This is a genomic window from Pseudomonas sp. N-137 (assembly GCF_034555295.1).
Lineage (GTDB): Bacteria > Pseudomonadota > Gammaproteobacteria > Pseudomonadales > Pseudomonadaceae > Aquipseudomonas > Aquipseudomonas rhizophila.
Window position 1 is genome coordinate 96,705 of record NZ_JAXUDQ010000014.1, and the last position, 26,228, is coordinate 122,932.

Below are 26,228 nucleotides of genomic sequence, written 5' to 3' on the forward strand. Positions count from 1 at the left end.
AGAACCTCATCTGATCTGGAAGCTTTAATTTAGCTGGTTTGCTGTGGCGACGGTTAGCTGGCTCCGGACCGAACCGTTACCCGTGGCCTTCAAAATCGCATTGCACAAGGCCCGGGCGACAGGTGCGTAACTGGTCTGGCTGGGCTGGCCGGCTTCGGGAGCCCCGGTGGGATTGATCAGGTGCACCGCGATCTGTCCTGGCAGCCATGAGACGAGTGGCCAACGGGTGCGATAGGCAGGTTTAGGCCGGGTATCTCCGAGGGTCGGCTCAAAATCGCAGGCTGTCACGAACGCTATCCCTATCAGGCAAGCGCCTTCGAGCTGCGAGCGCACGCGACCAGGATTTTTCAAGAAACCCAAGTCCGCGACAACGACCGCGTCATGAATGATCAAGCGGCCTTCGTCGCTCACTTCGATATCGAGAACGACCGCCATGCAGGTCTGCGCGTCATAGTGGGCAGCGATGCCTTGCGCCCGACCATGTCTTGGGGGCTTGCCCCAATGAGCTTTCTTTGCCGCTTCGGTTATAACGCTCCGCATTCGATGGCCGTCGACGCTTGATGAGTGCCGAGTGCCATCGTTCACCGTCGATGCCGGATCAATCAGCGAAAGCAGATAGTCCCTGTGATCCAGCTTGCAGGTTCGCACCTGCGCGGCCATGAATCGCTGTTCGGCGAACAGGCGGAGCAACAGGCCTTTTCTGTCCAGATTGCTGTCGAGCGTCGATTGCCAAGTAAATGGATCAAGAGCACTAGCGTGCGCATCAGGATGGCTCATTGCGTTTCTCCTTCCGGCGGATGGCAAGAGGTCCAGCTAAAGCGATGTGTCCTTGGTGCCTGTAACGCTGGCACCGTAGGGCAGTCATTGGGGGTACTTTAGGGGCAAGGATCTGACGTCAGAGTGACCGGAGGCTGACAGGAACATGTCAGGCGTTGGGCTGGTCGGCTTTGGTCCAGGCGTCGTTAGGAAACGCATGATAGACGTGCACCGGCGTCCCAGGTTCACGCACCAGGTCGATGTTAGTTCATGGATTTCTGAACTAACTATTTGCTACAGCCTATTCAATCATTTGTCACGATGGCCTTAGGATCCTCCACATGGGACCGCCGCCATCAGAGCAGCGGCCCGCAGCAGCCCCTTTTCGACTGCCCAGCAACGCCACCAGCCCAATCCGCCAGTGGCCCGACGCAGTCGAGAGGAATGCATGAAGCTAGAGATTTTCCGTACCTTATGGGGCTATACCGCCGGCCATTCATCCGCCCTGGATGAACTGCTCGCCGCCGGTTTTGATGGGATCGAAGCACGCCTGCCACTGCAGGCCAATGAGCGTGGCGAGTTCGGCGCTTTCCTGCGCAGCAATCACGTCCCCTACATTTGCACCCTGTTCAGTGCTTACGATGTCTTGCCTGATCAGCGCGCCACGCCTGCCCAGCACTTGGTCGACATCGATCGCAAGCTCGGCTGGGCCTCGGAGCTGACACCCCGTTTCGTCAATCTGCTTGCAGGCAATGATCGCTGGCCTCTGGCGCAGCAGGTCGAGTTCTTCGGTCAGGCCCTGGAGCTGGCCGCCAGGCATGGGGTGTTCTGCAGTTTCGAGACTCACCGCGCCCGCTCCCTCTATAGCCCTTGGGTGACTCTGGAACTGATTCGCCAACTGCCGGAACTGCGTTTCACCAGTGACATCAGCCATTGGGTGGTGTGCTGTGAGCGGTTACTGGACGACCCGGCCGACGATCTGTCGTCCTTCGTCGAGCGCGTTCATCACATTCAAGCTCGGGTCGGTTATGACCAGGGCCCGCAAGTTCCCCATCCCGCCGCCCCGGAACATGCCCGTGAACTGGTGTTTCACCAGCGTCACTGGGAGGCCGTCTGGGCTTCTCAATTTCAGCGCGGCTATGCAGTCAGCACCCTGACCCCGGAGTTCGGTGCCGACGGGTATCTGCATCACTTGCCCTTCACCAACATGCCAGTGGCCGATCTCTGGACCTTGAACCAGTGGATGGCGCGAACCGAGCGCGAACACTTCAACCGTTTTACCTGTGAAGGAGCCCACCATGAATAAGACTTCGCTGACCCAGGCCAACTTCAATCGCATTCCGGTGGTGAACATCGCCGGCCTCTTCAGTATCGAACTGGAGCATCGCCTTGCCGTGGCCGAGCAACTGGGTCGTGCCGCCAGCGATGTGGGGTTTCTGTACATCACCGGGCACGGCATTGATCCGGCACTGATCGAGGGCCTGCGCCAGGCGAGCGAGGATTATTTCGCGCAGCCCCTGGAGACCAAGATGCGCCATTACATTGGTGCCTCGGAAAGCCACAAGGGCTTCGTGCCCGAAGGTGAGGAGGTGTACTCCAAGGGCAAGCCGGACCACAAAGAGGCCTTCGACATCGGTTTCGAAGTGCCGGTGGACGATCCGCTATTCCTGAGTCGAACGCCGCTGCTGGGCCCGAACCACTGGCCCGACGTGCCGGGTTTTCAGGCTGCAGTACAAAATTACTATCAGGCCGTGTTTGCCCTGGGCCGCCGACTGTTCGATGGCTTCGCCCTGGCCCTGGGCCTGGAAGAGGGCTACTTCGACGCACTGGTCACCCGGCCGCCTTCCAAGCTGCGGCTGATCCATTACCCCTTCGACGCCACTGCTGTGGATGCTCCCGGCATCGGCGCGCATACCGACTACGAGTGCTTCACCATCCTGCACGCCGATCAGCCGGGGTTGGAGGTGTTAAACGACCAGGATCAGTGGATCGATGCACCGCCAATGCCCGATGCGTTTGTGGTGAACATCGGCGACATGCTGGAAGTCATGACCGCTGGGACCTTTGTGGCCACCGCTCACCGAGTGCGCAAGGTGGCTCAGGAGCGCTATAGCTTCCCGCTGTTTTACGCCTGCGACTACCACACGCTGATCAAGCCGTTGCCGGCATTCATCAATGACGCTCAGGTCTACGAGGCGTTGACGATTGGTGAACACATGTGGAGTCAAGCCCTGCAGACCTATCAATACCTGCGCAAACGCGTCGAGAACGGCGAGCTTGAACTGCCGTCCCGAGCCCGCAAGCCATCGAGCTTCGGTCGCCTGAAAAACACTGCCACTCATTCCTAAAAAAACCAACGGAGCTTCCCAACATGAAAACCCCCTACGCCTTGACCCGACTGAGTCTGCTCGCCGCTAGTCTGTTCTGTGCCAGTGCCGCCTTCGCCAGCACCGCGACCCCGGGTGTATTGAAGGTCGGTATGGAAATCACCTACCCACCGTTCGAGTCCTATGACGCGAACAAGAATGTGGTCGGCTCCGACCCGGAGTTGGCCCATTCCCTGGCCAAGGCAATGGGCGTCAAGGCCAACTTCGTCGATACCAAGTTTCCCAATCTGCTCAACGGCCTCAACGCCGGGCACTACGACGCAATCATCTCCGGCATGTACATCACCCCGGAGCGCCAGGCCCAGGCCCGGACCATTGCTTATGCCAACACCGGCGCGGCGATCATGGTGCCCAAGGGCAGTGAGTTGAACCCGCAGGTTCCTGAAGACCTGTGTGGCCTGAAAATCGGGCTGGAGCAGGGCACCACCTGGGTCGGCAAGTTCCGTCAGTTGTCCAGCGACTACTGCGTCCCGAACAACAAGGGCGCCATCACCGTCAGTGAGTTTCCCTCGGCACCCGAGGTGACGCAGGCGCTGCTGTCAAAGAACATCCAGGCTCAAGTGGAAATTGCCGGCGCCGCGCACATGATCGCTCAGCGTACCAACGGCCGTGTGATCGTCAGCTCGCAGAAGTTGGTTTACCCGCAAACTTTGGGCATCTACGTCAAGAAAGACGCCGACGCGACCTATCAGGCGCTGGTCAAGGCGTTGGCTGAGAGTAAGGCCAACGGTGAGTACGCCGCCATTCTCAAGGCGTATGACCTGGAACCGGTCTCTGAGTAATGCCTGAAACCGCGCCCTCGATCGGGGGCGCGGCTTGCGCGAGGTGTCTATGCAATTCGATTGGGCTTACTTTTTTTCGCTGTTCTCCATGGCTGACTTCTGGGCGGCGAGTCTGACCGTCATCGAACTGAGCACCCTGGCCTGGTTTCTGGGCATGCTGCTGGGTTTCGTCCTGGCATCGGCCAAACTGTCGAGCGTGCGCTGGCTGCGCATACCCGCATCACTCTACATCTGGTTCTTTCGCAGCATTCCGCTGCTGGTGCTGGTGGTCTTCGTCTACAACCTGCCGCAGTTGCTGCCCGGTGCCGGGCCGGTGCTGTCGGTGCCATTTTATTCCGGCCTGTTGGCGCTGGTGGTCACTGAGGCCGCCTACATGGCAGAAATTCATCGTGGCGGGCTGATTTCGATCGCCAAGGGTCAGAAGGAAGCGGGCCGTGCCTTGGGACTCGGGCTGCTTGGCGTGCAACGGCTGATCGTTATTCCTCAAGCGTTTCGTATCTCACTGCCGACGTTGATTAACGAATACATCACGGTGGTCAAACTGACCTCGTTGATCTCGGTGATTTCACTGACCGAACTGCTGACTGTCGGCCAGCGCCTGTATGCCCAGAACTTCCTGGTTATGGAGACCCTGGCGGCTGTGGGCGTGTACTACGTGCTGATCGTTACAGTGTTTGGCTTTGCCTTGCAGCGTCTGGAACGTTACCTGGACCTGAACCTGCGTACACCGCAAACCCTGGAGAGCGCCTCGACACAAGTGCTGCGTGACAGTCTGGCACCTAGGGTATCGAGCAAGGTCAGCCTCCCAGCCAAAGGTGCGGCCCCGGCCCTGCACCTGCAGGACGTGCACAAACGCTACGGCGATCATCATGTGCTCAAAGGTATCGACCTGAAGGTGCAAAGCGGCCAGGTGATTTCCATCATCGGCCCGTCCGGCTCCGGCAAGACCTCGTTGATCCGCACCATTAATGGCCTGGAACGCATCGATCAGGGTGAAATCCTGTTGTTCGGGGAGGGCTTCATTAATGCCGAGGACAAACCGGATGGCTCTCGGGTTCGTCAGGGCGTGCAGCGCATCGGCATGGTGTTCCAGAACTTCAACCTGTTTCCGCACCGGACACTGTTGGACAACATCAGCCTCGCCCCTCGTTATCATGGCGTCAGCCGCACACTGAGCGAGCAACGGGCCTGCCAGCTGCTCGACAAGGTCGGCCTGCTGGCCCACGTTCACAAATATCCGCATCAACTGTCTGGCGGCCAGCAACAACGTGTGGCGATCGCCCGGGCCATGGCCATGGACCCGGACATCCTGCTGTTTGACGAACCGACCTCGGCGCTGGACCCGGAACTGGTCGGCGAGGTACTTACGGTGATCGCCGACCTGGCTCGCGAAGGCATGACCCTGCTGATTGTCACTCACGAAATGGAATTTGCCCTGTCGATCTCTGACCGGGTGATTTTCATGGAAAACGGCAACGTGCAGCTGGATGCCTCGCCACAGGCAATCCGCGAAGGGCATGGCGCCCAACGGGTGCGACGGTTTATCGGGTTGGAAGAATCAGAGGAGGAGCGTTGCCTGTTGATGAGCTGAATTGAGCGCGTTTGGTCGCATGATCCGCTTTATGCCGTGGGCTTTTGACCGTCCCATGGGGGTGTTTGGCCTGCCGGTGCAAGTTCATTGCGGTCGTGGCTGCCAATGCGATAAGGAGATTGCAAAGCCCAGATGAGCCGGCGATGAAAGCTGCCGGCTCTTTTGGGTCACTCGGTTTTACGATATCGGTCGCAGGTAGATACCGTTGCTCAGATTTTGCTTGAGCTGCTGGCTCGTCTCGTCCGCCAACACTTCCGGCTGGTCGTTGGCAACGCCATCCAGTGCGCGCTGGACCACATCGTGAGGGTTTGCCTTTGGCACGCCTTCGATACCGCGCGTCATGTCGGTGTCCACGAACGCAACATGCACGCCCACGACCAGGGTGCCCTGACTTGCCAATCGCAGCCGCAGGCCATTGGTAAGCGACCAGGCCGCCGCTTTGCTTGCCGAATAGGTAACGGTGGTGGGCAGGTTGATCCAGCTCAGGGCCGAGTGCATGTTGACGATTGCACCACCGCCGTTGGCGGCCAGGATCGGTGCGAAAGCCAGGCTGATGGCGAGCGGGGCGACCGCGTTGGTCTCGAACTCGTGGCGAAGGGTTTCCAGGCTAATGCTGTCATGCGCTTCGCCGCTGATGCCGGCGTTGTTGATTAGCAGCGTGAGGTCGTGTGCCTGTTCAGTCGCCGCCGCGATATCTTCGGGACGGGTCACGTCGAGTTTGATTGGCACCACGTTGGCCTGGGCTTCGAGAGTGGCGGGGTCACGTGCCGCGGCATAGACCTTCGCGGCACCCGCCGCGAGCAGTGCTTGCACGAAGGCCTTGCCCAACCCACGGTTGGCGCCGGTCACCAGCGCCACGCTACCTTTGATCTGCATGTTGATTCTCCAGTTGTTGGTCATGACGCAAACAAGAAACGACGCCTCAGCGCTTTAGCGTGTTTATTTCGCGAGACTGCCCCGTAGAAGGAACAGCGCCAGTGCGATCAGACAGGCTGTCGTCTGGACACCGCCCAGTGCTGTAACCGGTGCAAGCGTCAGCACCGAAACCAGCCAGGTTGTCAGTGCCGCCGCCCCCATGGAAACAAAGCCCAACAGGGCGGAAGCCATCCCGGCTTCCTTACCAAAAGGTCCCATGGTGATGGCCGTGCCCAGCGGATTGGCCAGGCCCATGCCCCAAAGAAACGTGACCATTGAAAGGGCATACCACCCAAGGCTCGGATCGGCCGGGCCTGCGAGCAGGAGCCCTCCGCCCGCCATGGCACAGGCAATGCCCAGCGTGGTAATGAGTCTTGGGCCGTAACGGTGCGCCAGGCGCGGGGCCGCCATGCCGGCTGCGAACACAACGAACACCGTGCAAGCGAAGTACAGGCCCGTCTGCAACGACGTCAGGCCGATCCCTTTCATCAGAATAGCGGGGGCGGCGGCGAACGATGCGAACAGTCCGCTCATCAGCAGGCTCATCGAAAGGGCAGGCAGGATGAAGCGCTTATCCAGCGTCAACCGCCGATACGCGAGCACCACGCTCTTGGCTGAATGCGGCGCGCGGCGGTCGGCGGGATGGGTCTCGCCAAGGCCGCGAACGTAGAAGAAGGCGAGCGCAACGGCGGCCAGCCCTACCAGGATAAAAATCGCCCGCCATCCAAGCGTGACCGACAGCAGGCTTCCCGCCAGTGGTGAAAAACCTGGCGCAGCGGCGGTGGCAATCATGGTCAGCGACAACGCGCGAGCGAGTGCTTCTCCCTCAAACAGATCCCGTGCAATTGCGCGCGACAGCACTGAGGCGGCACACACGCCCAATGCCTGGATGACGCGTCCTGCAATCAGCGTATCGAGGGTGTTGGCGAGGCCTGCGACGACGGTGCCCACCACGAAGATCGCGAGTCCGCCCAGCACCAGCTTCTGGCGCCCGTAGCGGTCAGCCAGCGGCCCGACCACCAACTGGCCCAGTGCGAAGGTGATGAAGAAGCTGGACAGCGTCAGGCCAAGCGCGCGGGCGTCCACTCCCAGGTCTTCACCGATGACGGGGAATGCCGGGAGGATGATGTTGGTGGAGAGCATACCGATAGCAGCCAGGCCAGCGAGCAGTGCCACGATTTTTCCGGTCAATGGCTGGATGGCCTGGACGGGGGCATTCACAAAAGTTGTCGTCATGGATTTACATCCCTTGGCGCTTATGGAAGCGGTAGTCGTGGAATTGGCCGTCAGGCGGAAGTCGGCCCGCACTCTGGCTACGGCGTATGATGGTTGTCATATTTTCAGCCAAGCATGATGATCATCATGTTATTCGTCAAGCATAAATATCGAGGTCCACCGATGAGATATCCTGCAAGCCAGACTGCGGAACGGCGCGAGAAAATCCTTGAGGAGGCCTCCCGGTTGTTTCGCGGCAAGGGCATCGCAGGGGCGAGCATTGCGCAGGTCATGAAGGCATCGGGCCTGACTCATGGCGCGTTCTATGCGCACTTCGATTCGAAGGATGCGCTGGCTTGTGCCAGCCTTGAACATGCGATGGACCAGTGGGCGCTACGGCTGCGCGACACTGTCTCCAGCAGCGATACGCCCAAGCAAGCCTTTCTGGACAGGTACCTAAGTCAGGGTCACCGCGACCACCCGGAAGCAGGCTGCGCAATGCCTGCGTTGGCCATTGATGTCGCACGGGAACCGGGGATGCGGCGTTCGTTCACGGGCCGGGTCGCCGGAATGATCGAGTCGTTCAGCGCCAGTCTTCCCTGGCGGCGTGACCGATCCAGGGAAGACCAGGCGATCGGTTTCATGTCGGCGATAGTCGGCGCCATGGTGCTCGCCCGAGCGGTCGACGATCAACCGCTGTCCGACCGCATTCTTCAAGCGACACGTGACGAACTGCTTGCGGATGAGCAGGCAGGGGCAGAAACGGCGCAGGCCTTGGACAATATCCCCGACATCAGCCGACCAGTAGCCCGGAAAATATCTAGTGAGCTAGATAATATTGGGCTACAAAAGCGGGTTCCTGCCAAAAAGGCTGTCGTGCAGCGGGAAGTCGGAACCCAACTGTCCTTTGCTCTGTACGGTGCCGCCAATCGGATGATTCGTCTGCACAAACCCTTGCTGGAGCCCCTTGGGCTGACGTTCCCCCAGTACCTGGTCATGCTGGAACTGTTCACGGACGCGCCCAGGACCGTGGGCGATCTGGGCGCTGCACTTGGGATGGATACCGGGACGATCACGCCCTTGCTCAAGCGTCTTGAAGTGTCGGGCTTGGTGACTCGAGCCCGCGACAAAAGCGACGAACGCCGCGTGCTGATTGCGCTTACCGACGCTGGGGAAGGCCTGCGCGAAGAGCTTTGGGCCGTCACGGACAAGATCAAGACCGCCTGTCAACTGACTGAGGATGGGTTGGAAGCTCTTCGCGGCACGCTTAAGGCCTTTGCGCGTCCCGCTGGCGAATGAGGGCAGCTCTTGCGAAGATAGGCGTCGATGCGGCAAGTGCATTCTTCACGTCCAACCGTTTAGGCAACAGCTTGTTGGCATAAAACAGATCTGCTGTGGCCTGCTGCGCTTCGATGATTTTTTCATCCATGGGCAGTACCGGTGACTGCTGCCGATTATCCACGTAACGAGCGATCACGGCTTCGGGCAGCCCCATGGATTGAGTCAGCACCCGAAGGCTTGCTTCTCGTTGGCTGCGAGTCAGGGCTTCGGCTGCGGTAAGCTCATCGTTTCGCGGGTAACGCGATACCTAATTCAATGTGTCAAGATTCGGCCACCAAGGATGAGTACCCATCGAATATGCCTAGTCTGACCTCCAATGCCGATTTCATGCAGCTTGCCCTTGCCCAAGGGCGCTTGGCCTTACCTGACTGCCTTCCAAACCCGCCAGTAGGTTGCGTGCTGGTAAACAGCGGGGTCGATAAAGTTTTTGTTGGATTGCTTGATCCCGATCCAAGAAACTCGGGAGCGGGCATAAGAATGCTACGAGATGCAGGCATTACAGTCGTTGTCGGCTTACTGGCGGAGGAAGCTGCTGAGGACTTAGCTGATTTTTTGGTAAGTAATTGCGGTGGATCGTTGGATCGCAATGATCAGCAAATCGTTAGTCCCTCAGCGCAAGGCGGCATGCCCGGACGGTTACATTGAAAAGCATGTGGCTGGCGACGATCGTTGCTTGCGTCATCAGTGTGAGCTTTTGGCTGGCGGCGTCATGGTTGGCCGGAGTGAATGAGCCTTGGGACGCGCAATGTTATTGGGCTGTTCTATATCCTGCGTCCCTGGCGCTGACATTGACGCTTGGTCTGCTGTTTCAAAAACGCGGATGGCTGGCAGGCCCTATCGTAATGTTCGGGCAGATTCCGTGTGTGATGATGACATCTGGAGCGGGGCCGCTACTGGCAGTTGGCATTTTGTATTGCATTTTGCTTTCGATCCCAGCAGTGATGCTGTCTTGGGGCACGTGCGCGATCTATCGGCGGCTCGCCGCTAGCTGATGCAGATCGAACCGTGGTGAGCGCGCGGGGCGCAATTGTCCAGACGAACCAGCGCATCCCCTTGTCTCGATTCTGCTGGGGAACGACCCCCTGTGCTTGTAAGTCTACCTGTATCTACTCATTGGTAAGGTACAGCGCAATGGATAAGACAATCACCGTGGATCAACTGGCTACCACTGACCTTGGATCATTCAATGAGATATGGCTCGGCGGGACTCATACCCAGCTATGCCTGTGGCGTGGCGCCCAAGTCTTCACTCACGAAATGCTCAGCGAAGGCACTCACGATCAGAATGTCCGACGCCTGTGCTTGCAGTTGGTCAACCCTGACGATCAGGCCGCAGTGGCCAGCGTTGAGCTGATTGCGCGCGAACGGCTGAAAAAGATGGGGAAGGAAGGCGAGTTTTATCCGGCTGAGGAGGCGGACACCCATCAATAGTCGCTCTGCAGTTCTGATAAAAAAAAGGAATACCGGCTAGTCATGAGGGTCTCAGTACGTCACATGATTTAGTGGCTACTGCCCCAGCGACCATCGCTTCTGGCCTAGAGTGTGGTCTCTCAATAACGATCCCTATCGTAGTCTCCCGATTGGTTGCCCCTGATTGTTCCACTGTTGGTCATAACCAACGAAATGTCGCAAACGCCTCATTAATTGAAAGTCATTATCATTTGAGATAATCTCGCGGTTCTTCCTCGCTTGAGTCGCTTGCGTGTCCTGGCCACCTGATCCTCATTCCTCTGACGGCGAGTTCGAGAGCCATTCGAGCGAGCTGCTGCGCTTCCTCACGCGGCAGGTGAAGTGCGCAGAACTGGCAGCCGACCTGCGCCAGGAGACTTGGTTGCGCTTTCGCCGGCGCGAGTCCGGGAAGGAGATCGGCAATCTTCGTGCTTTCCTCTATCGCATCGCGCGCAACCTGATCATTGACTACCGCCGTCAGCAAAAATCGCGCCCTGTCGAAGAGGAGATATCCGTCGAATTGGTCAGTGCCCAGCCTGGTCCGGAGCGAGCGGCAAGCGACGCCCAGCGCCTGGAGCTATTGCAGCGCGTAGTCCAGGATTTGCCACCGCATCTGCGTCAGGCGTTGTTGTGGAATCGCCTGGACGGGCTGACCCAGCGTGAGATCGGCGAGCGCCTGGGTGTCTCGGAAAGCATGGCCGGACGTTATATTTTGAAGGCCCTCGAACACTGCCAGCAGCAGATGGACCCGCAGCCGTGACTCATCCTTCGCTTCTCGATCAGGCCCGGCAATGGCAGGTGTTGCTGCATTCTGGTCGCGCCACCGCTGCCGATCGCGAGGCCGCGCATGCCTGGCGCCAGGCGGCGCCCGAGCACGAGCAAGCATTTCGTGAGGTGGAAGGGCTGTGGTCGTTGCTCGGCCAGATAGAACGTCCGGCCGAGCAGCCTCAGGTGCGCGTGATGCGTCGCCATCGACGTTGGGCGACTCCACTGGCCTGCGCCGTGATGCTGTTGCTCGCTCTGTGGCTACCGCGTGGCACCTGGATTGGCCTGTATGCCGATATCAGCACCCAGCCGGGCGAGGTGCGCGAGTTGCGTCTGGCAGATGGTTCGCTGTTGACCCTCAACGGTGATTCGGCGCTGGACTGGCAGTTTGTCGACGGTCGCCGCGAGGTCAGGCTGTACCGCGGCGAGGCGGATTTCCAGGTAGCCCATGACCCGGCTCGGCCGTTCACTGTCACTGCCGGCGAGGCGCGTATACGCGTCACCGGCACGCGCTTTGATGTGCGTCTGGAGGAGGGCGGTGTCGACCTCGCGGTCAGCGAGGGCCGAGTGTTGGCCTCCAGCGAGGGGCACGAGCTGCCGGTGGTCGGCGGGCAGCAGGTGCAGTGGCGCGACGGGGAGTTGCAGGTGCCGCAGGCATTGGATGCGCGCCAGCGCTTGGGCTGGCAGCGCGGCAAGCTGATATTCCGCGACCGGCCACTGGAGCAAGTGTTCGCCGAACTTGAGCGCAGCCAGTCTGCGCGCGTGCTGTTTGTCGACGAAGCCGCTCGCAGGGTACAGGTGACCGGTGTGTTCGCCCTCGACGATCCACAGGCGGTGTTAAGTGCTGTTGAAACCACCTTGCCTGTGCGTCTGGTGCGCTTACCGGGGTTGATTCTGGTCGCGTCACGCCGCTGAGACTCGCGCCACGCCCGGGCCTTCAAGAAAACAGAAAATATTTAGGCGGCGATGGTTCAGAAATCAGCGGCCCCTTCGTCTTCTGTTCCTGCAAATGCGACTTCTTCGCATTGATAGCCAAGGACATCAGCATGCGGTCGACCCCCTTCCTCGCGGCGCTAGCCGTACTCCCCCTGGCCATGGCTGCCGCACAGGCGCAAGCCGTACAGCTCGACGTGCCCGCCCAGCGACTCGACGCGGCGCTCATCGATTTCGCCGAGCAGGCCGACGTGCGTCTGCTCTATGAGGCCGGCCTGACCCGTGGCAGTGGTGTGGCGCAGGCGCTCAAGGGCGACTATTCGGTGGTCGACGGCCTGCAGCGGTTGTTGGAGGGCAGTGGCCTGAGCTTCCAGACTGGCGACGACGGCACCATCACTCTGGTGCCGCTGCCCGAGCAAGGTGTGTTGGAGCTGGGCTCCACCACCATCAGCGGGATCGCCGACGGCCGTGTCGATCTGCCGGCCGAGTACGCCGGTGGGCAGACGGCGCGGGGTGCCCGCATCGGCGTGCTGGGCAACCAAGACATGCAAGATGTACCTTTCGCCTTCTCCAGTTACACCTCCGAGCTGATTGAGACGCGCCAGGCGCAGACCCTGGCCGAGGTGCTGGCCAGCGATCCGGGCGTGCGTCAGTCGTTCGGCTTCGGTAACTTCTCCCAGGTGTTCGTTGTGCGCGGGTTCCAGCTGTTCAGCGACGATATTGCCTTCAACGGGCTGTACGGTATTCTGCCGCGACAGATCATCTCCACCGAGTCGGTCGAGCGGGTCGAGGTGTTCAAGGGGGCTAACGCCTTTGTGAATGGCGTGTCGCCGTCGGGCAGCGGTGTCGGCGGGGCGATCAACGTGGTCTCCAAGCGTGCCGAGGACAGCCCCACGCGCCGCGCCACCTTGGACTATGCCAGCGACAACCGAGTGGGTGGGCACCTCGACCTGGGCCAGCGCTTTGGCGAGGAAAACCGCTTCGGCGTACGGGTGAACCTGGCCCAGCGCGAGGGCGAGACAGCGGTGGACGAGGAGCACTCGCGCTTCAGTCTCGCCACCCTCGGCCTGGACTACCGCGGCGACCGTCTGCGACTGTCTGCGGATCTCGGTTACCAGAAGCAACGGGTCAACGAGGGGCGCTCGGTGGTCTATCTGACCACGACGGGGCCTACCAGCACTCTCAACGGCAAGACGCCGTCGGCACCCGACTCCGACCACAACTACGCGCAACCCTGGAGCTGGTCGCAGCTCGAAGATACCTATGGCATGTTCAGCGCCGAGTACGACCTGTCGCCCACTTGGACTGCATACCTAAGTGCAGGCGGCAAATACACGCGGGAGAACGGTATCTACGCCTCCAACTATGTCTACGGCGCGAACGGCGACGCACGTATCGGTCGCCTCTATTCGCCGCTGGACCAGGAGACCCTGAGCGCCGTCACGGGGCTGCGCGGCGAACTCACCACCGGGCCGGTCAGTCACCGCATCAACCTGGCCGGCAACGGCATCTGGCAGGAGAAGCGCAACGCGTTCGAGTCCACCGCGGCGGGCAGTCGCGGCTTCGGCAATCTGTATGAGGGCCAGCCCATCGCCGAGCCGCCGGCCACCAGCATCTCCGGCGATATTCACGACCCGGACACCACCGCCAAGGTGCAGAACCGCAGCCTGGCGGTGTCCGACACCCTGGGCTTGCTCGACGACCGCGTGCTGCTGACCCTGGGCGTGCGTCGCCAATCCATCAGCTCCGATGCCTGGAGCGCGGCCAGCGGTGCCCGCACCTCAAACTATCAGGAAAGTATCACCACGCCGGCCTATGGGCTTGTGATCAAGCCCACCGAGTTCCTGTCGCTCTATGCCAACCGCGTCGAGTCCCTGCAGCAGGGGCCGACCGCGCCGGGCGCCGCGCTCAACAGCGGCGAGATGTTCGCGCCCTATCGCTCCAAGCAGATCGAGATGGGCGCCAAGCTCGACTGGGACACATTCGGCGGCAGTCTCAGCCTGTTCCGCATCGAACAGCCGCAGGGCGTGCTCGGCGGCGACGGCTATTACCGGGTGGATGCCGAGCAGCGTAATCGCGGCGTGGAGCTGAGTCTGTTCGGCGAGCCGCTGGACGGCCTGCGCCTGCTGAGCGGCGCCACCTGGACCAAAGCCGAGCTGCGCGGCACAGCCGGCGGCCGCGACGATGGCAACCAGGCGGTGGGTGTGCCGCAGTTCCAATTCAATCTGGGCGCCGACTGGGATGTGCCCGGCTTGTCCGGGTTGAGCCTGAACGGCCTGCTGCTGCGCACCGGCGGTCAGTTCGTCGACAGCGCCAACGAATACAGCATCCCCGCCTGGACCCGTGTCGACCTCGGCGCGCGCTATCGGACGCAACTGGAGGGCCGCGCGCTGACCTTCAACGCGATGCTAGAGAACGTCGCCGACGAGAACTACTGGGCCTCTGCCAACGGTGGCTACCTGACTCAAGGTGCGCCGCGCACGCTCAAAGTGTCGGCCACCGTTGATTTCTGAGTTTGCCCACGATAAAGAGGGCGCCGTTGCAAGCTGTGCGAACACGCTGAAGGCGATTTCACCAGACGCTCCGAGAGGCTGCATTCGCGGCCTCTGTCGTCGTTGCTGCGATCGCACCAGAACCAGTCATGGGTAGCGTCAAAGAGGGCGGTGAATTCGCCTTTGACGCTTTTGACCTGCTTGGCCCGTTATCGTGGTTTTTTTCAGAAAAGCCTTCACTCATGACCACAGGCTGCTTTCGGCTAGAAGCAGGCACTCGCTCCAACCTGTGAAACCGTTGGCAATGCGAACCCCCAAATTATTCTAACCTTTCGTATTGACATATCGGTAAATCTCGATATCCTGAGCGCATGGAACTGATCGAAATATTCAAAGCCCTCTCGAACCCTACGCGTCTTCAAATCCTGAAAGGTTTGAAGGATCCCGTAAAGAACTTCCCTCCGCAGGATGAGGGTGACGTTCTCACGGTCGGCGTCTGCGTGAGTAGTATTCAAGAGGGTATCGGGCTGTCGCAGTCAACGGTGTCCGGTTATCTTGCCACGTTGCAACGAGTGGGTCTGGTCGAAGTCAGGCGTATCGGTCAGTGGACCTACTACAAACGCAATGAAGCAACCATCAGCGCGCTTGCCGAGGTCATAGGGAAAGATTTGTAATTTTTTTATCGTAACATATCGAGATATCTCGATATTCAATTTTATAGATGCGAGGATTTACCATGAAAGCGATGATACTGAAGTCATTTGGCGGTCCTGAGTCGTTCGAACTCCGCGACGTGCCCAAGCCCGTGCCGGGCGCGGGACAGGTCCTGGTCCGGGTACACGCAACCTCGATCAACCCGTTGGATTATCAGGTTCGACGTGGCGACTATGCCGACCTGGTGCCACTGCCGGCCATTACCGGACACGACGTATCGGGCGTTGTCGAAGAAGTCGGGCCGGGTGTGACCAGCTTCGCTCCGGGAGACGAAGTCTGGTACACCCCGCAAATTTTCGACGGCCCAGGCAGTTATGCCGAGTATCACGTTGCGGCCGAAGGCATCATCGGGCGTAAGCCGCAATCACTGAGCCACCTTGAGGCAGCAAGTCTGACCCTGGTTGGCGGGACGGTGTGGGAAGCACTGACCGTGCGAGCGGCGCTCAGAGTGGGGGAGAGCATTCTGATACACGGCGGCGCGGGAGGCGTAGGGCATGTCGCGATCCAGGTGGCAAAAGCCATTGGAGCGCGGGTCTTCACGACCGTGCGCGAAGCAAACTTTGAGTTCGCACGCAGCCTGGGTGCCGATGTGCTCATCGACTACGAAAAGGAGGATTACGTCGACGCCATCATGCGGGAAACCGGTGGCCACGGCGTGGATGTGGTGTTCGACACCATCGGCGGCAACACACTGACGCGTAGCCCCGACGTGCTCGCCCAACTCGGCCGCCTAGTCTCGATTGTGGACATTGCCCAGCCGCAAAACCTTGTTCAGGCGTGGGGCAAGAACGCGAGTTATCACTTCGTTTTTACCCGACAAAACCGCGGCAAACTTGATGAACTGAGCGCATTGGTCGAGCGCGGTCAACTGCGCCCGCACGTTGGCGCGGTCTATTCGCTGGCCGACATTGGGCTTGCCCACGCTCGACTGGAGAGCCCCAACAACGGCCTTCAGGGAAAAATCGCGATTGCAGTCGAGCCATCGCTCATCTCGTGAGTGCGTACTTTTAATCAACTGAGCTTGTTGGAGGAATGCCATGATTTATGAAATCGCTCTGCTCCCCGTTCACAAAGAACGCATTGAAGCGTTCAGACACGCATTTGCCGAGGTCGCCCCTTTGCTCACCCGCGCAAAGGGTTACGGCGGCCACTTGCTAGCGCAAGGGATTGAAACCCCCCAGCAATTCAACCTGATCGTGCGCTGGGCTTCACTTGAGGATCACACGCCGGGCTTCGAAGCGAGTGAAGACCATCGGCTGTTCATGATGGGCCTGGAGGAATATTTTTCGGAAGAACCGAAGGTCTACCATATTGAGGGGGGGAGCTTTTAGGACTGACGAACATGATGCTTCCAACAATGCCGTCGGCATGGATGCTGCCGGCGCCTTGAGAGGCTTGAACTGGGACTAGGTGCCGGGTTTGAAGTCTTCTATGAAAGGCCCTAAATGTTTAGATTTAGACGTTTGAGCTGACCACCGTTCGCTTCTAGCCGAAAGCCGCCTCTCACCAATCGCCACCGGCCAATCTCGGCTATAGCTCCCGATTGTTCCAGTCAGGCAAAACTCCCACAGCATTACGAGCATCCGAAAGGGGCAGGTGACGTTACCCGTTTACATCCGGTGATGTTCCAGCAAGAAGTCCACGAATAACCGCACCCGCGCCGGCATTGCCGAACCACCTACGAACACCGCATGAATCGGCTCCCGGTCTCCGGGGTTCCAGGCTTCCAGCAGCGGTACCAGATCGCCGCGCCGCAGGTCCTCGGCTACGGTGAAATAGCCGATACGCGCGATGCCAGCGCCTACCCGTGCGAGTTGTGCCAGCGCTTCACCACTGCTGCATTCGATGTTGCCGCTGACCTTCAGGGAAAACTCATTTGCGTCGCGGATGAACGGCCAGTTGGGTTCGGCACGCCGGAAGTTGAAGCGCAGGCAGTTGTGCCGTAGCAGGTCTTCCGGTTCCCGGGGGATGCCGTGGCGCTGCAGATACTCGGGCGATGCCACCACGACCTGGCCGGTGTCGCCGATCCTTCGTGCGGTCAGGGGGCTGTCGGGCAGATGGCCAAAGCGTACCGCCACGTCGGCCTGGCCGCCGAGAATGTCGACCACTTCGTCGCCGAGGGTGAGGTCGACGACGATGTTCGGGTAGCGGGCGCTGAATGCTGCCACCAAGGGAACGATGGTCTGGCGCCCATGGCCGAGGGCGGCACTGACCCGTAAACGGCCCCGGGGCACGCCCTGGTCGGCGATGGCTTCTTCGACCTCGGCCATGTCGGCCAGGATACGGCGGGCGCCGCGCAGGTAAGCCTCGCCCTCGGCGGTGAAGGTGATCGCTCGGGTGGTGCGCAACAACAGGCGAGTGCCAAGACGTTGTTCAGTACGCGCGATGATCCGACTGACCGCCGAGGGGGTCAGCCCCAATGCACGCGCGGCGGCTGACAGGCTGCCTTCCTGCGCCACGGTGGCGAACACGCTCATTTCACCTGATCTGCCGTTGAAGTCCATTTGTGCTCCGTACGCAAAGGTGATTGCCAGAAATGCTATCTACCGCCTGAAAAAGTTGGATCGTAGCATTGGCGGCATAGATAAGGAGCCTTCCATGCGTATCAATCCACCGCTTGTCGCACTCGCCATTGGTGCCTTTGGCATCGGCGTTACCGAGTTCGCCCCCATGGGCATGTTGCCGGGCATCGCTGCGGATCTCGGCGTATCCATTCCCGCCGCAGGTTTGTTGGTCAGTGCCTACGCCTTGGGCGTATTGCTCGGCGCGCCGCTGATGACCCTGACCACCGGCAGGATTCCCCGGCGCTATCTGCTGATCGGACTCATGGCGATTTTTACCCTGGGTAATCTGATGTCAGCCCTGGCTACCGATTACTACAGCCTGATGGTTGCCAGAGTGGTGACCTCACTGAACCACGGTGCGTTCTTTGGCGTCGGCTCCATCGTCGCCGCTAGCGTGGTCGCCCCGGAGAAACGCGCCGGGGCGGTTGCGGCCATGTTCTTGGGCCTGACCCTGGCCACCATCGGCGGTGTGCCGCTGGCCGCCTGGTTTGGCGAACTGTTCGGCTGGCGCACCGCATTCTGGGGTATTACCGGACTCGGCGTGGTAACCATGGCCGCGTTGTGGTTCGCGCTACCGAACCTGCAGGCGCCACAAAGCGTCGGTGTAATGGCCGAAATTCGGGTGCTGGGTCGTGGACCGGTGCTGGGTGCATTGGCCCTGACCGTAGTCGGCTCGGGTGCAATGTTTACCGTCTTCACCTACATCGCGCCGATCCTCAGCAGCGAAACCCATGCATCAACCGCCTACATCACCGCCATGCTGATGCTGTTCGGTGTGGGGTTGACGCTGGGCAACATGTGGGGCGGCAAGGCCGCCGACCGCTCGATAGATCGCACCCTGATCGTTTCACTGAGCGTGCTGATTCTCGTCTTGTTGGCATTCACCGTATTGATGCGTTGGCCGCTGCCGGCCGCCGTTGCCATCCTGATATGGGGGATCGCCAGCTTCGCCCTGGTGCCGCCGCTACAGATGCGCGTCATGGAAGCCGCCAAGGACGCACCCAATCTGGCCTCGGCGGTGAACATCGGCGCCTTCAACTTGGGTAACGCGATGGGTGCGGCGCTGGGCGGAGCGGTGATCAATACCGGGCTGGGTTATCCGGCGATTTCCCTGGCTGGAGCGGCAATGGCGGGTCTGGGGCTGTTGATGGTGTTGGCTTTTGCCTGGCGTTCCAGAACGGTTGCAACTGCGGTGGTGTGACGATGATGTGAGGGGGGCTCCCTTTAGCTGCGGGCCCTTTTAGCTGAAAGCAACTGGCGCTTGACTTAGAGCGCGCTCTAACCAATAGCCTCCTTGTTGCACCGCCAAAACGGCCAGGTCCGTTGCGCGGCTTAAACAAGGAGACAGGTCATGACATTAAAAAAACTGAGCGCTGTAACCGGGCTCGTGCTTTCAGCAATCGCAATTCCGGCGTCGGCAACTGAACCGGATAGTCGACGAGTGAAAGGGGTCGAGACCCTGGAAAGAATCACCGGGACCACCGGCAACAACGTGGTCAAGTCGCTTAGCGATATCTCGCCCGAGCTGGGTGAATGGATAGTCGATTTCGCCTATGGTGATGTGTTTTCCAGGCCTGGTGTTGCTCTGTGCACACGCGAGCTGGCAACCATCGCGGCCCTCACCGCATTGGGGAACGCGCAACCTCAACTCAAGGTGCATATAGAGGGGGCGCTGAATGTGGGTTGTAAACCTGAGGAGATCGTTGAAATCATCATCCAGATGGCGGTGTATGCTGGTTTTCCAAGCGCGTTGAATGGCATCAGCGCAGCGCGGGAAGTGTTTGCCAAACGAGGCATCAAAATTGTTGCCGCACCTCCCGAGTGAGCGGGACGGGTGCATTACCGAACACCGATGGCCAAGGATTGTGCTTATGAACGCCTACCAGACGATTGACCAGGTCGCCAAGCGCACTGGCCTTACGGCCTATACCCTGCGCTACTACGAACGCATCGGCCTGTTGGCGCCGGTCGCCCGTGCGGCCGGCGGGCAACGGCTTTATGCGCAGACTGATATGGCGTGGCTGGAGTTTTTGCTGCGTTTACGCACCACTCACATGACCATCGGCAAAATGCAAACATTCGCCAAGCTGCGCAGCGCTGGGGACTCAACGATTACCGAACGCCGCCAGATGCTGGAGAGCCATTTACAGGATGTACAGGCCGAAGTTGCTGCCATGCAAAAGGCCGTTGCTGCACTGCAAGTCAAGATTGACCACTACCGTGCGCTTGAGGCCAAGGAGGAAGGTTAGGATCTGCTCTGTTGGTCGACTCCCGCCCATCACGACAAGCAGAGTCTCGCTGAAATCCTTCATGGCCGCGAGCGAAGTGGGCACCTTGAGACTATGCTCAGTGTCACTGCAGGCAATGTACTGATTTCGGTTTTCAGCCGCCAAGGAAAGGAGTCTGTATGTCTCTGGTTCTTCGTGCCCGGTTCTATGATTGGAATGACCGAATGAGCAATCCGGTAACCGGTGCCCATGGGCGCAGCTTGATCAATGGGCAATATCTCCTCAGTTCGTGAGCGTTTGGGCGCTTCATTCACAGGGTCGACGATCTCCAATCTGAAGGCCGACTTCTCCAACCAGGTCGAGCAGTCGATCCAGACTGTCGGCAAATGCAGGTGGATTACTTTTGGTAAATCCCAAGGACATGGAGAGCCGCATGAACACTAAACCACTCCACAAAATCTTATGGCGCCTCGCCGGCTGCGTGACCGGGCTGGCGATGGTTGTCGCCAATCCAGCCCAAGCTGCCGATGGCGGCATCGCCGGCGGCCCTACCTCAAGCTATAGCATTGCCTTCAGCAACTCCTACGCGGGCAGTGATTTCCGCAAAGTGATGGTGCGCAACTGGCAGGAGGTGGCGGCCCAAGCCCAAAAGGATGGCTTGATCCGCGAGGCTCCGGTGGTCAGCGCCAATAACTCCGCAGCGGAACAGGCGGCCCATATCCAGGACATGATCGTCAAAGGCGTGAACGCCATCGTCATCCTGGCCGCGTCCGACACGGCCCTCAACGGGGTGATTCGCGATGCATGCAACGCTGGCATCGTGGTGGTCGTCATGGCCAGTCTGGTCACCGAAAGCTGCGTCTATACCGTGGACTACAACTGGTCCGCCATGGGCCGCGTGGAAATGGATTATATCGCCGAGCGTCTCAAGGGGAACGGAACACTGCTGGAGATCCGCGGCATTGCCGGCGATGCCACCGATAAAAACATCAGTGACGGCATTCGCAAAGCCGCCAGCGACTACCCGGGCCTGAAGTTCGCCAAGACCGTGTACGGGAACTGGACGGCGTCCGTCGCACGCAAGGAGGTGGCGCTGGCACTGCCGTCGCTTCCCAGCATTGATGCCGTCGCGACTCAGGGGGGCGACGGCTACGGCGCGGCCATGGCGTTCAAGGCGGCGGGGCGCCCTTTGCCGATTATTGTGATGGGGAACCGTCAGGACGAACTTGCCCTGTGGAAGCAGGAGCGCGATGCCAATGGCTACGAGACCGTCTCGGTCTCCGCCTCCCCAAGCGTCTCCCAGGTGGGGTTCTGGGTGGCCCAGCAGATTCTGGCGGGCAAGCAAGTGCCGAAGTTCGTCGAGGTGCCGCTGGTACGCATCGATGCGAAGGACCTGGACGCCTGGCTCGCCACTATGCCTGTGGGCGGCGCCGCCAATCCTTTCTACAGCCAGGCTTCCGTTGCGGCGATGATCGACGCGGCCGTCAACCATACGGCGCCGCCGACGCCTTTGCCGGAGGTGACGAAGCAGTAGTGGTGGGCGGGGAGCGAGGAGGCGAGGCGCGGTGCTGACATTCAGGCCCACCACAGACAGGCCCATTGCCGTCAGGATCGGGCTGGCAGTCGCCGCACTGGTGTTTCTGATGCTGGCGGTGTCGCTAGTCAACCTCTATGGCCTGCGAGGCATGGTTCGTTCGGTGGATTCGGCCAGCCATTCCGCAGAAATTCTGGCCTCGGTCAACGGGGCCACCGAGCGGGTGGAAAACTTCATCGCCACCCGCGACCAGGAAAGCCTCTCCCAAGCCGAAGGCATGGTGGCGACCGCTATTGCCGGCCTTACCGCCATTGCGGTGGCAGAGGCGCAATCGCTCAAGGGCGGTCTGGACAGGCTCGCCGCGGCGATCGCCGCTTTGCGGGCGGCGACCCTGACCATGGATGGCGAAACGGAGAACATGACAGCCCACTACGGCCGGATGCGAGAGGCGACGATCCTGGTCGAACAGGGCATCGCCGATGGGCTGAAGGGGCTTGACGCCCGCACCGCTGAGCACCAGGCGCAGGTGAGCAACATTGAAAGCGCCCATCGCATCCTGGATATCCTGCGCAACGGCGAACGGATCATCATCGCCAATGTGGCCAAGATGCTGGTGACCGGTGATGGGGCGGCCGCGGCGCACAGCGCTTGCGCGGCACTCCCGCCGGTGGTCGAGCAATTGCGCGAGGTGATGGGGGAGCCGCAGGAGAGAGAGCCCCTGGACCAGTTGGCAACAGCGGTCGTTGCTACCTGCGTGACGGTAGAGCACCTTGGCGAGGCGCCCAAGTTGCGGGGAGGCGAGGCGTTGCGGCAGCTCGCCGTCGTCGGGGATGTGGTCGAGCACCTCGAGGCAATGTTGAGTGAGGTGGATGGGCGCGTTGCTCATGATGCAAGCGACATTCAGGCAGCCACCGGCTTGCTGCACAATGCCGCCGCGTTGTCCAAGCGTTTCGCCGAGCGTGTTGCCACCCTGGAGGCGCAGACCCTGTCGTTTCGCCTGTCACCGTCAGCGGAGGTCGCCAGCTCTGTCGGCCACATCCTTGATGAACTTTCCCGTCTCGCGCGCGTTCTGCCTTCGTCCGTGGGGCTACAAGCCAAGGCTACGCCCCTGACGGTCAGCGATCAGATTGCCGGCTACCGGGCGGCGTTCGCCAGGTTCCATCAGGCGAGCAACGCTTTGAGCGATGCACGCGATCAGGTTCGCGACGAGGCTCGCAGCGCCGGCCAGTTGGTTGCGCGCTTCGCGGGTCAAGCGCGTTCCGACGCCTTGGTCCACAATGATCGCGGCATGCTTGCGACGATAATTGCAGGTACCGTCGCCATCCTGCTAGCCGGCGCCATCGCCTGGAGCACGTCGCGATTTATCGCACAGCCCATCGTGGCCCTGGCCTCGGTCATGCGCAGGCTTGCGGCCGGCGACCTGAACGCCGAGATCGCCAGTGCCGGACGCGGTGACGAGATTGGAATCATGACCCGCGCCGTACGGGTGTTCCAGGAGAATGCCCTGCGCATCCGGGTGCTGGAGGCTGAGGCTGAAGCCGAACGACAGCAAGTGCAGGCCTCCTTGGAGAGAATGGTCGCCGAACGGACCGACACGCTGCATCAACAGACCGAGGTGCTGGAGGCGCAGGCCGTCGAGCTCATTCAGGCGCGCAATCAAGCCGAGACGGCCAACCAGGCAAAGAGCGATTTCGTCGCCACGGTCAGCCACGAACTGCGCACCCCCCTGACCCTCATTCTCGCCCCCCTGGAGCAGCTCTCGGCGGCGTCCATCCCGCCGGCGGACTGGCATGTGCAAATCGACCGCGCCCAACGCAACGCACTGCGCTTGATGAACCGGGTGAATGACATTCTCGATTTCTCCAAAGCCGAAGCGGGCAAGTTTGAGGTGTGTCCGGCGCCAATTGACTTGAACAAGATGGTGGGTGTGCTGGCCGAGGATGCCGCCATGGTGGCCGAGGGCAAAGGCTGCACCCTGACCAGCAGCATCGATCCTGCGCTCGGCACGGTGTTCCTGGACCCCCGACACTTCGAGAAGATTCTTCTCAACCTGGTGAGCAATGCCATCAAGTTTACGTCCGCTGGCGGCACCGTGCACCTGGCAGTGACGCTGATTGATGGCGAGCGTTTTGAACTCGCGGTGCAAGACTCGGGGATCGGCATTGCGCCTGACAAACTGCCGTTGCTGTTCCAGCGTTTTTCCCAGATCGAAAACTCCGCCACGCGCCACTACAGCGGCACAGGCATCGGTCTGGCCCTGGTCAAGGATCTGGCCGAACTGATGGGGGGCGAAGTGGGCGTGAACAGCGAGCCTGGACGGGGTTCGTGCTTCTTTGTTCGACTTCCGCTGGGGGCCGAGCAAAACACCGTGCCGAGCGAAGCCAGCAATATGCAGGAGCGATCGTCATCGAGCACAACAAGCACTATTGAGCAGCGCCACTTGCGTTTCGACGACGGCCACCAAGGCAGTCGCAACGACCAAGTCGTGACGCAAGGCGCAGGTGACGAGCAGCACCCGGAACACGCCTTGCGATCCAGAGTGCTGGTGGTCGACGACAGCCCGGAAATGCTCAGCTATCTCAGAGAACTTTTGCAAAACGATTACATCGTCGCCACCGCAGTTGATGGCGAGCAGGCCTGGGCACTCCTGCAGCGTCGACCCATCGATGTGGTCGTTTCGGATGTGATGATGCCGAAACTCGATGGCTTTGGCCTGACAGCCAGAATCAAAGCCAGCGCCGGTTTTGCCCATTTACCGGTGATCCTGGTGACCGCCCGTGGCGGTAGCGAGGCCTGCGTCTCCGGGCTGGAGAGTGGCGCCGATGACTATATCGCCAAACCCTTCTCGCCGCTGGAGCTCATGGCTCGCGTGCGCGCGGCGCTCCGCATGAGTCACGTGCAAACCGAACTGCATGCAAAATCCCGTCAGGCGGGCATGGCCGAAATCGCTACGACTGTGCTGCACAACGTCGGCAACGTCCTTAACAGTGTGAACGTATCGGCAGAACTGGTCAGCAGCCTGATGCGCACCTCCAAAGCCCAGGGGCTGGGCAAGGTGGCTCAGATGATGAACGAACACGTCCATGACTTGAGCGATTTTCTCACCACAGACCACAAAGGAAAGATGCTGCCCGGCTACCTGCTCAAGCTGGCGGAGGTGGTGGCGATAGAGCAACAGGGCATTATCGAAGAGCTCGGGCAACTCACCAAGGGCATTGACCACATCAAAACCATTGTCGCTGCCCAGCAGTCCTATGCCGTTGCTGTCAGTATCGTCGAGACAGTACCGGTCCCGGAGTTGATCGATGATGCCTTGCGCATGAGTGCTGGATCACTGGCGCGCCAGGAGGTGACGGTGGTCAAGGACATTGCCGACTTGCCCTTGCTGCCGCTGGACCGGCACCGGATGCTGCTGATTCTGGTGAACCTGATCCGCAATGCCAAACAAGCAATGAACGGCGTGATCGATCGCAGCCCGTGCATCACGTTCAGCGCCTTGCTGGCTGACGGGCCAGCATTGCGTATCACCGTGACCGACAACGGCAATGGGATTGCACCAGAGCATCTGGCGCGGCTCTTTTCCCATGGCTTCACTACTCGCAAAGACGGTCACGGTTTCGGCCTGCACAGCTGCGCGCTGGCCGCGCAGGAAATGGGGGGCAGCTTGACCGTGCACAGCGACGGGGCTGGACAGGGCGCAACCTTCATCCTTGATGTTCCGCTCGATGGTCCGCAGACGCAGTGATGAGCACCAGATGTCAGGAAATCATTTGGAAGCGAGTCCCAGATAGACCCAGTACAGCAGGGCAGTTGCGCCGATGGCAGCTCCTGACATGCAAACGGCTATCCAGCCAAATCGCCAGATATGTGACTTAATTACAATGTGGTCACAAGTTGTCAACCGCCTTTGAGGTGAGTAAGCTGACCGCATGAACCAGCCAATATCCCCCAGCGTCCGTGGCCCAGTCGACCATGACATCCGAGACCAGATTGTCGCGGCGGCCAATGAGCATTTCAGTCAATACGGTTACGGCAAGACCACGGTGTCCGACCTGGCCAAGGCCATCGGGTTTTCCAAGGCTTACATCTACAAGTTCTTTGATTCCAAGCAGGCAATCGGCGAAGCCATTTGCAAAAATTGTCTGGCGCAAATCGTTGCCGCCGTGGAGCAGGCCATCAACGTGGAAGGCCTCTCACCTACGGAGCGCTTTAGACGCATGGTCAAAACACTGATGGTCACGGGCGCGGACCTGTTCTTCAACGACCGCAAGCTTTACGACATCGCCGCGTTCTCGGCCTCGGAGCGTTGGCCAAGCTCGCAGGTTTATAATGCCCGGATCAAAGACTTTGTTCTGCAGATCGTACGAGAGGGGCGAGAGCTCGGTGAGTTCGAGCGCAGGACGCCACTGGACGAGACGGTAGACGCGATACATCTGGCGCTCCAGCCTTTCGTCAATCCTTTGCTATTGCAGTACAACCTCGATCGCATCGAGGATGCCCCGACGCTCACCTCCAATCTCATCCTGCGTAGCCTCATGCCCTGAGCTTCGGCTGAGGGTTGC

The 26,228-nt window shown here is 60.3% G+C and carries 22 protein-coding genes and 5 pseudogenes; 22 read left to right on the top strand and 5 right to left on the bottom strand.

Annotated elements, in window-relative coordinates; genetic code table 11:
• Nucleotides 1-24 precede the first annotated feature (24 nt).
• A complete protein-coding gene (locus T3A99_RS13585) occupies nucleotides 25-777 on the bottom strand; it encodes a hypothetical protein (RefSeq protein WP_322834461.1) in 753 nt (250 codons plus the stop codon).
• 427 nt (nucleotides 778-1,204) lie between these two features.
• Here T3A99_RS13585 and T3A99_RS13590 point away from each other — a divergent pair, with 427 nt between their 5' ends.
• From T3A99_RS13590 to T3A99_RS13605, 4 genes are read left to right on the top strand one after another with little or no spacing between them, the layout of a single operon-like run.
• Entirely contained in the window at nucleotides 1,205-2,062 is an 858-nt protein-coding gene (locus T3A99_RS13590) for a sugar phosphate isomerase/epimerase family protein (protein WP_322834462.1), read from the top strand.
• Complete coding sequence (locus T3A99_RS13595) at nucleotides 2,055-3,104, top strand: isopenicillin N synthase family dioxygenase (RefSeq protein ID WP_047229680.1); 1,050 nt, start codon at nucleotides 2,055-2,057, stop codon at nucleotides 3,102-3,104. Before T3A99_RS13590 ends, T3A99_RS13595 begins: the two co-directional genes overlap by 8 nt.
• A gap of 23 nt (nucleotides 3,105-3,127) precedes the next feature.
• Nucleotides 3,128-3,925 (top strand): transporter substrate-binding domain-containing protein, encoded by a 798-nt coding sequence (locus T3A99_RS13600; RefSeq protein WP_047229679.1) that lies wholly within the window; start codon nucleotides 3,128-3,130, stop codon nucleotides 3,923-3,925.
• A 49-nt stretch (nucleotides 3,926-3,974) separates the two neighbouring features.
• Nucleotides 3,975-5,516, top strand: a complete 1,542-nt coding sequence (locus tag T3A99_RS13605) for an amino acid ABC transporter permease/ATP-binding protein (protein WP_139049725.1) — start codon at nucleotides 3,975-3,977, stop codon at nucleotides 5,514-5,516.
• A 177-nt stretch (nucleotides 5,517-5,693) separates the two neighbouring features.
• Here the strand turns inward: T3A99_RS13605 and T3A99_RS13610 are convergent, their stop codons facing one another.
• Together T3A99_RS13610 and T3A99_RS13615 are read right to left on the bottom strand one after the other, a co-directional pair.
• Complete coding sequence (locus tag T3A99_RS13610) at nucleotides 5,694-6,392, bottom strand: SDR family oxidoreductase (protein WP_047229677.1); 699 nt, start codon at nucleotides 6,390-6,392, stop codon at nucleotides 5,694-5,696.
• 63 nt (nucleotides 6,393-6,455) lie between these two features.
• Nucleotides 6,456-7,667, bottom strand: coding sequence for a multidrug effflux MFS transporter (locus T3A99_RS13615; RefSeq protein ID WP_160894257.1), 1,212 nt, complete (start codon nucleotides 7,665-7,667; stop codon nucleotides 6,456-6,458).
• 162 nt (nucleotides 7,668-7,829) lie between these two features.
• Between T3A99_RS13615 and T3A99_RS27870 the strand changes: the two are divergent.
• Both T3A99_RS27870 and T3A99_RS27875 read left to right on the top strand, forming a co-directional pair.
• A pseudogene (locus T3A99_RS27870) lies at nucleotides 7,830-7,991 on the top strand (TetR/AcrR family transcriptional regulator); the annotation flags it as partial.
• 588 nt (nucleotides 7,992-8,579) lie between these two features.
• On the top strand, nucleotides 8,580-8,945 hold the full coding sequence (locus tag T3A99_RS27875) for a MarR family winged helix-turn-helix transcriptional regulator (protein ID WP_416221556.1): 366 nt from the start codon (nucleotides 8,580-8,582) through the stop codon (nucleotides 8,943-8,945).
• Here T3A99_RS27875 and T3A99_RS13625 read toward each other — a convergent pair.
• Nucleotides 8,914-9,213, bottom strand: a pseudogene (locus tag T3A99_RS13625) (hypothetical protein); the annotation flags it as partial. The gene T3A99_RS27875 and the pseudogene T3A99_RS13625 sit on opposite strands and share 32 nt — an antisense overlap.
• A 71-nt stretch (nucleotides 9,214-9,284) precedes the next feature.
• On the opposite strand from T3A99_RS13625, the gene T3A99_RS13630 reads away from it, so the two are divergent.
• From T3A99_RS13630 to T3A99_RS13665, 8 genes are all read left to right on the top strand, one after another.
• Nucleotides 9,285-9,632, top strand: a complete 348-nt coding sequence (locus tag T3A99_RS13630; protein ID WP_188251092.1) for a hypothetical protein — start codon at nucleotides 9,285-9,287, stop codon at nucleotides 9,630-9,632.
• 486 nt (nucleotides 9,633-10,118) lie between these two features.
• Nucleotides 10,119-10,418: a hypothetical protein gene (locus T3A99_RS13635; RefSeq protein WP_188251093.1), complete on the top strand. Its 300-nt coding sequence runs from the start codon at nucleotides 10,119-10,121 to the stop codon at nucleotides 10,416-10,418.
• Nucleotides 10,419-10,689: 271 nt separating this feature from the next.
• Nucleotides 10,690-11,196, top strand: coding sequence for an RNA polymerase sigma factor (locus T3A99_RS13640; protein WP_188251094.1), 507 nt, complete (start codon nucleotides 10,690-10,692; stop codon nucleotides 11,194-11,196).
• Complete coding sequence (locus T3A99_RS13645; RefSeq protein WP_188251095.1) at nucleotides 11,193-12,116, top strand: FecR family protein; 924 nt, start codon at nucleotides 11,193-11,195, stop codon at nucleotides 12,114-12,116. The genes T3A99_RS13640 and T3A99_RS13645 overlap by 4 nt, the downstream gene beginning before the upstream one ends.
• A 131-nt stretch (nucleotides 12,117-12,247) precedes the next feature.
• Complete coding sequence (locus T3A99_RS13650; RefSeq protein ID WP_274090208.1) at nucleotides 12,248-14,647, top strand: TonB-dependent receptor; 2,400 nt, start codon at nucleotides 12,248-12,250, stop codon at nucleotides 14,645-14,647.
• 350 nt (nucleotides 14,648-14,997) lie between these two features.
• A complete protein-coding gene (locus T3A99_RS13655; RefSeq protein WP_047230144.1) occupies nucleotides 14,998-15,300 on the top strand; it encodes an ArsR/SmtB family transcription factor in 303 nt (100 codons plus the stop codon).
• Nucleotides 15,301-15,362: 62 nt separating this feature from the next.
• A complete protein-coding gene (locus T3A99_RS13660) occupies nucleotides 15,363-16,337 on the top strand; it encodes a zinc-dependent alcohol dehydrogenase family protein (RefSeq protein WP_047230143.1) in 975 nt (324 codons plus the stop codon).
• A gap of 40 nt (nucleotides 16,338-16,377) precedes the next feature.
• Nucleotides 16,378-16,671: an antibiotic biosynthesis monooxygenase family protein gene (locus tag T3A99_RS13665; RefSeq protein WP_139049732.1), complete on the top strand. Its 294-nt coding sequence runs from the start codon at nucleotides 16,378-16,380 to the stop codon at nucleotides 16,669-16,671.
• A 279-nt stretch (nucleotides 16,672-16,950) separates the two neighbouring features.
• On the opposite strand, the gene T3A99_RS13670 is transcribed toward T3A99_RS13665, so the two are convergent.
• Complete coding sequence (locus T3A99_RS13670; RefSeq protein WP_047230141.1) at nucleotides 16,951-17,844, bottom strand: LysR family transcriptional regulator; 894 nt, start codon at nucleotides 17,842-17,844, stop codon at nucleotides 16,951-16,953.
• Between the two features lie 94 nt (nucleotides 17,845-17,938).
• Here T3A99_RS13670 and T3A99_RS13675 point away from each other — a divergent pair, with 94 nt between their 5' ends.
• The 8 genes and pseudogenes from T3A99_RS13675 to T3A99_RS13700 all read left to right on the top strand — a co-directional run bounded on the left by T3A99_RS13675 (nucleotide 17,939) and on the right by T3A99_RS13700 (nucleotide 26,210).
• A complete protein-coding gene (locus tag T3A99_RS13675) occupies nucleotides 17,939-19,105 on the top strand; it encodes an MFS transporter (protein WP_274090207.1) in 1,167 nt (388 codons plus the stop codon).
• 150 nt (nucleotides 19,106-19,255) lie between these two features.
• On the top strand, nucleotides 19,256-19,729 hold the full coding sequence (locus tag T3A99_RS13680) for a carboxymuconolactone decarboxylase family protein (protein WP_076384108.1): 474 nt from the start codon (nucleotides 19,256-19,258) through the stop codon (nucleotides 19,727-19,729).
• A gap of 46 nt (nucleotides 19,730-19,775) precedes the next feature.
• Entirely contained in the window at nucleotides 19,776-20,153 is a 378-nt protein-coding gene (locus T3A99_RS13685; RefSeq protein ID WP_274090206.1) for a MerR family transcriptional regulator, read from the top strand.
• Between the two features lie 412 nt (nucleotides 20,154-20,565).
• Nucleotides 20,566-21,666 carry an ABC transporter substrate-binding protein gene (locus T3A99_RS13690; protein ID WP_223194380.1) on the top strand — a complete coding sequence of 367 codons (1,101 nt, stop codon included), beginning with the start codon at nucleotides 20,566-20,568 and terminating at the stop codon, nucleotides 21,664-21,666.
• Between the two features lie 1,288 nt (nucleotides 21,667-22,954).
• Nucleotides 22,955-24,004, top strand: a pseudogene (locus T3A99_RS27880) (sensor histidine kinase); the annotation flags it as partial.
• A gap of 213 nt (nucleotides 24,005-24,217) precedes the next feature.
• Nucleotides 24,218-24,553, top strand: a pseudogene (locus T3A99_RS27885) (response regulator transcription factor); the annotation flags it as partial.
• A gap of 519 nt (nucleotides 24,554-25,072) precedes the next feature.
• Nucleotides 25,073-25,411: pseudogene (locus tag T3A99_RS27890) on the top strand (ATP-binding protein); the annotation flags it as partial.
• Between the two features lie 184 nt (nucleotides 25,412-25,595).
• Nucleotides 25,596-26,210, top strand: coding sequence for a TetR/AcrR family transcriptional regulator (locus T3A99_RS13700; RefSeq protein ID WP_047230136.1), 615 nt, complete (start codon nucleotides 25,596-25,598; stop codon nucleotides 26,208-26,210).
• The last annotated feature ends 18 nt before the right edge of the window (nucleotides 26,211-26,228 follow it).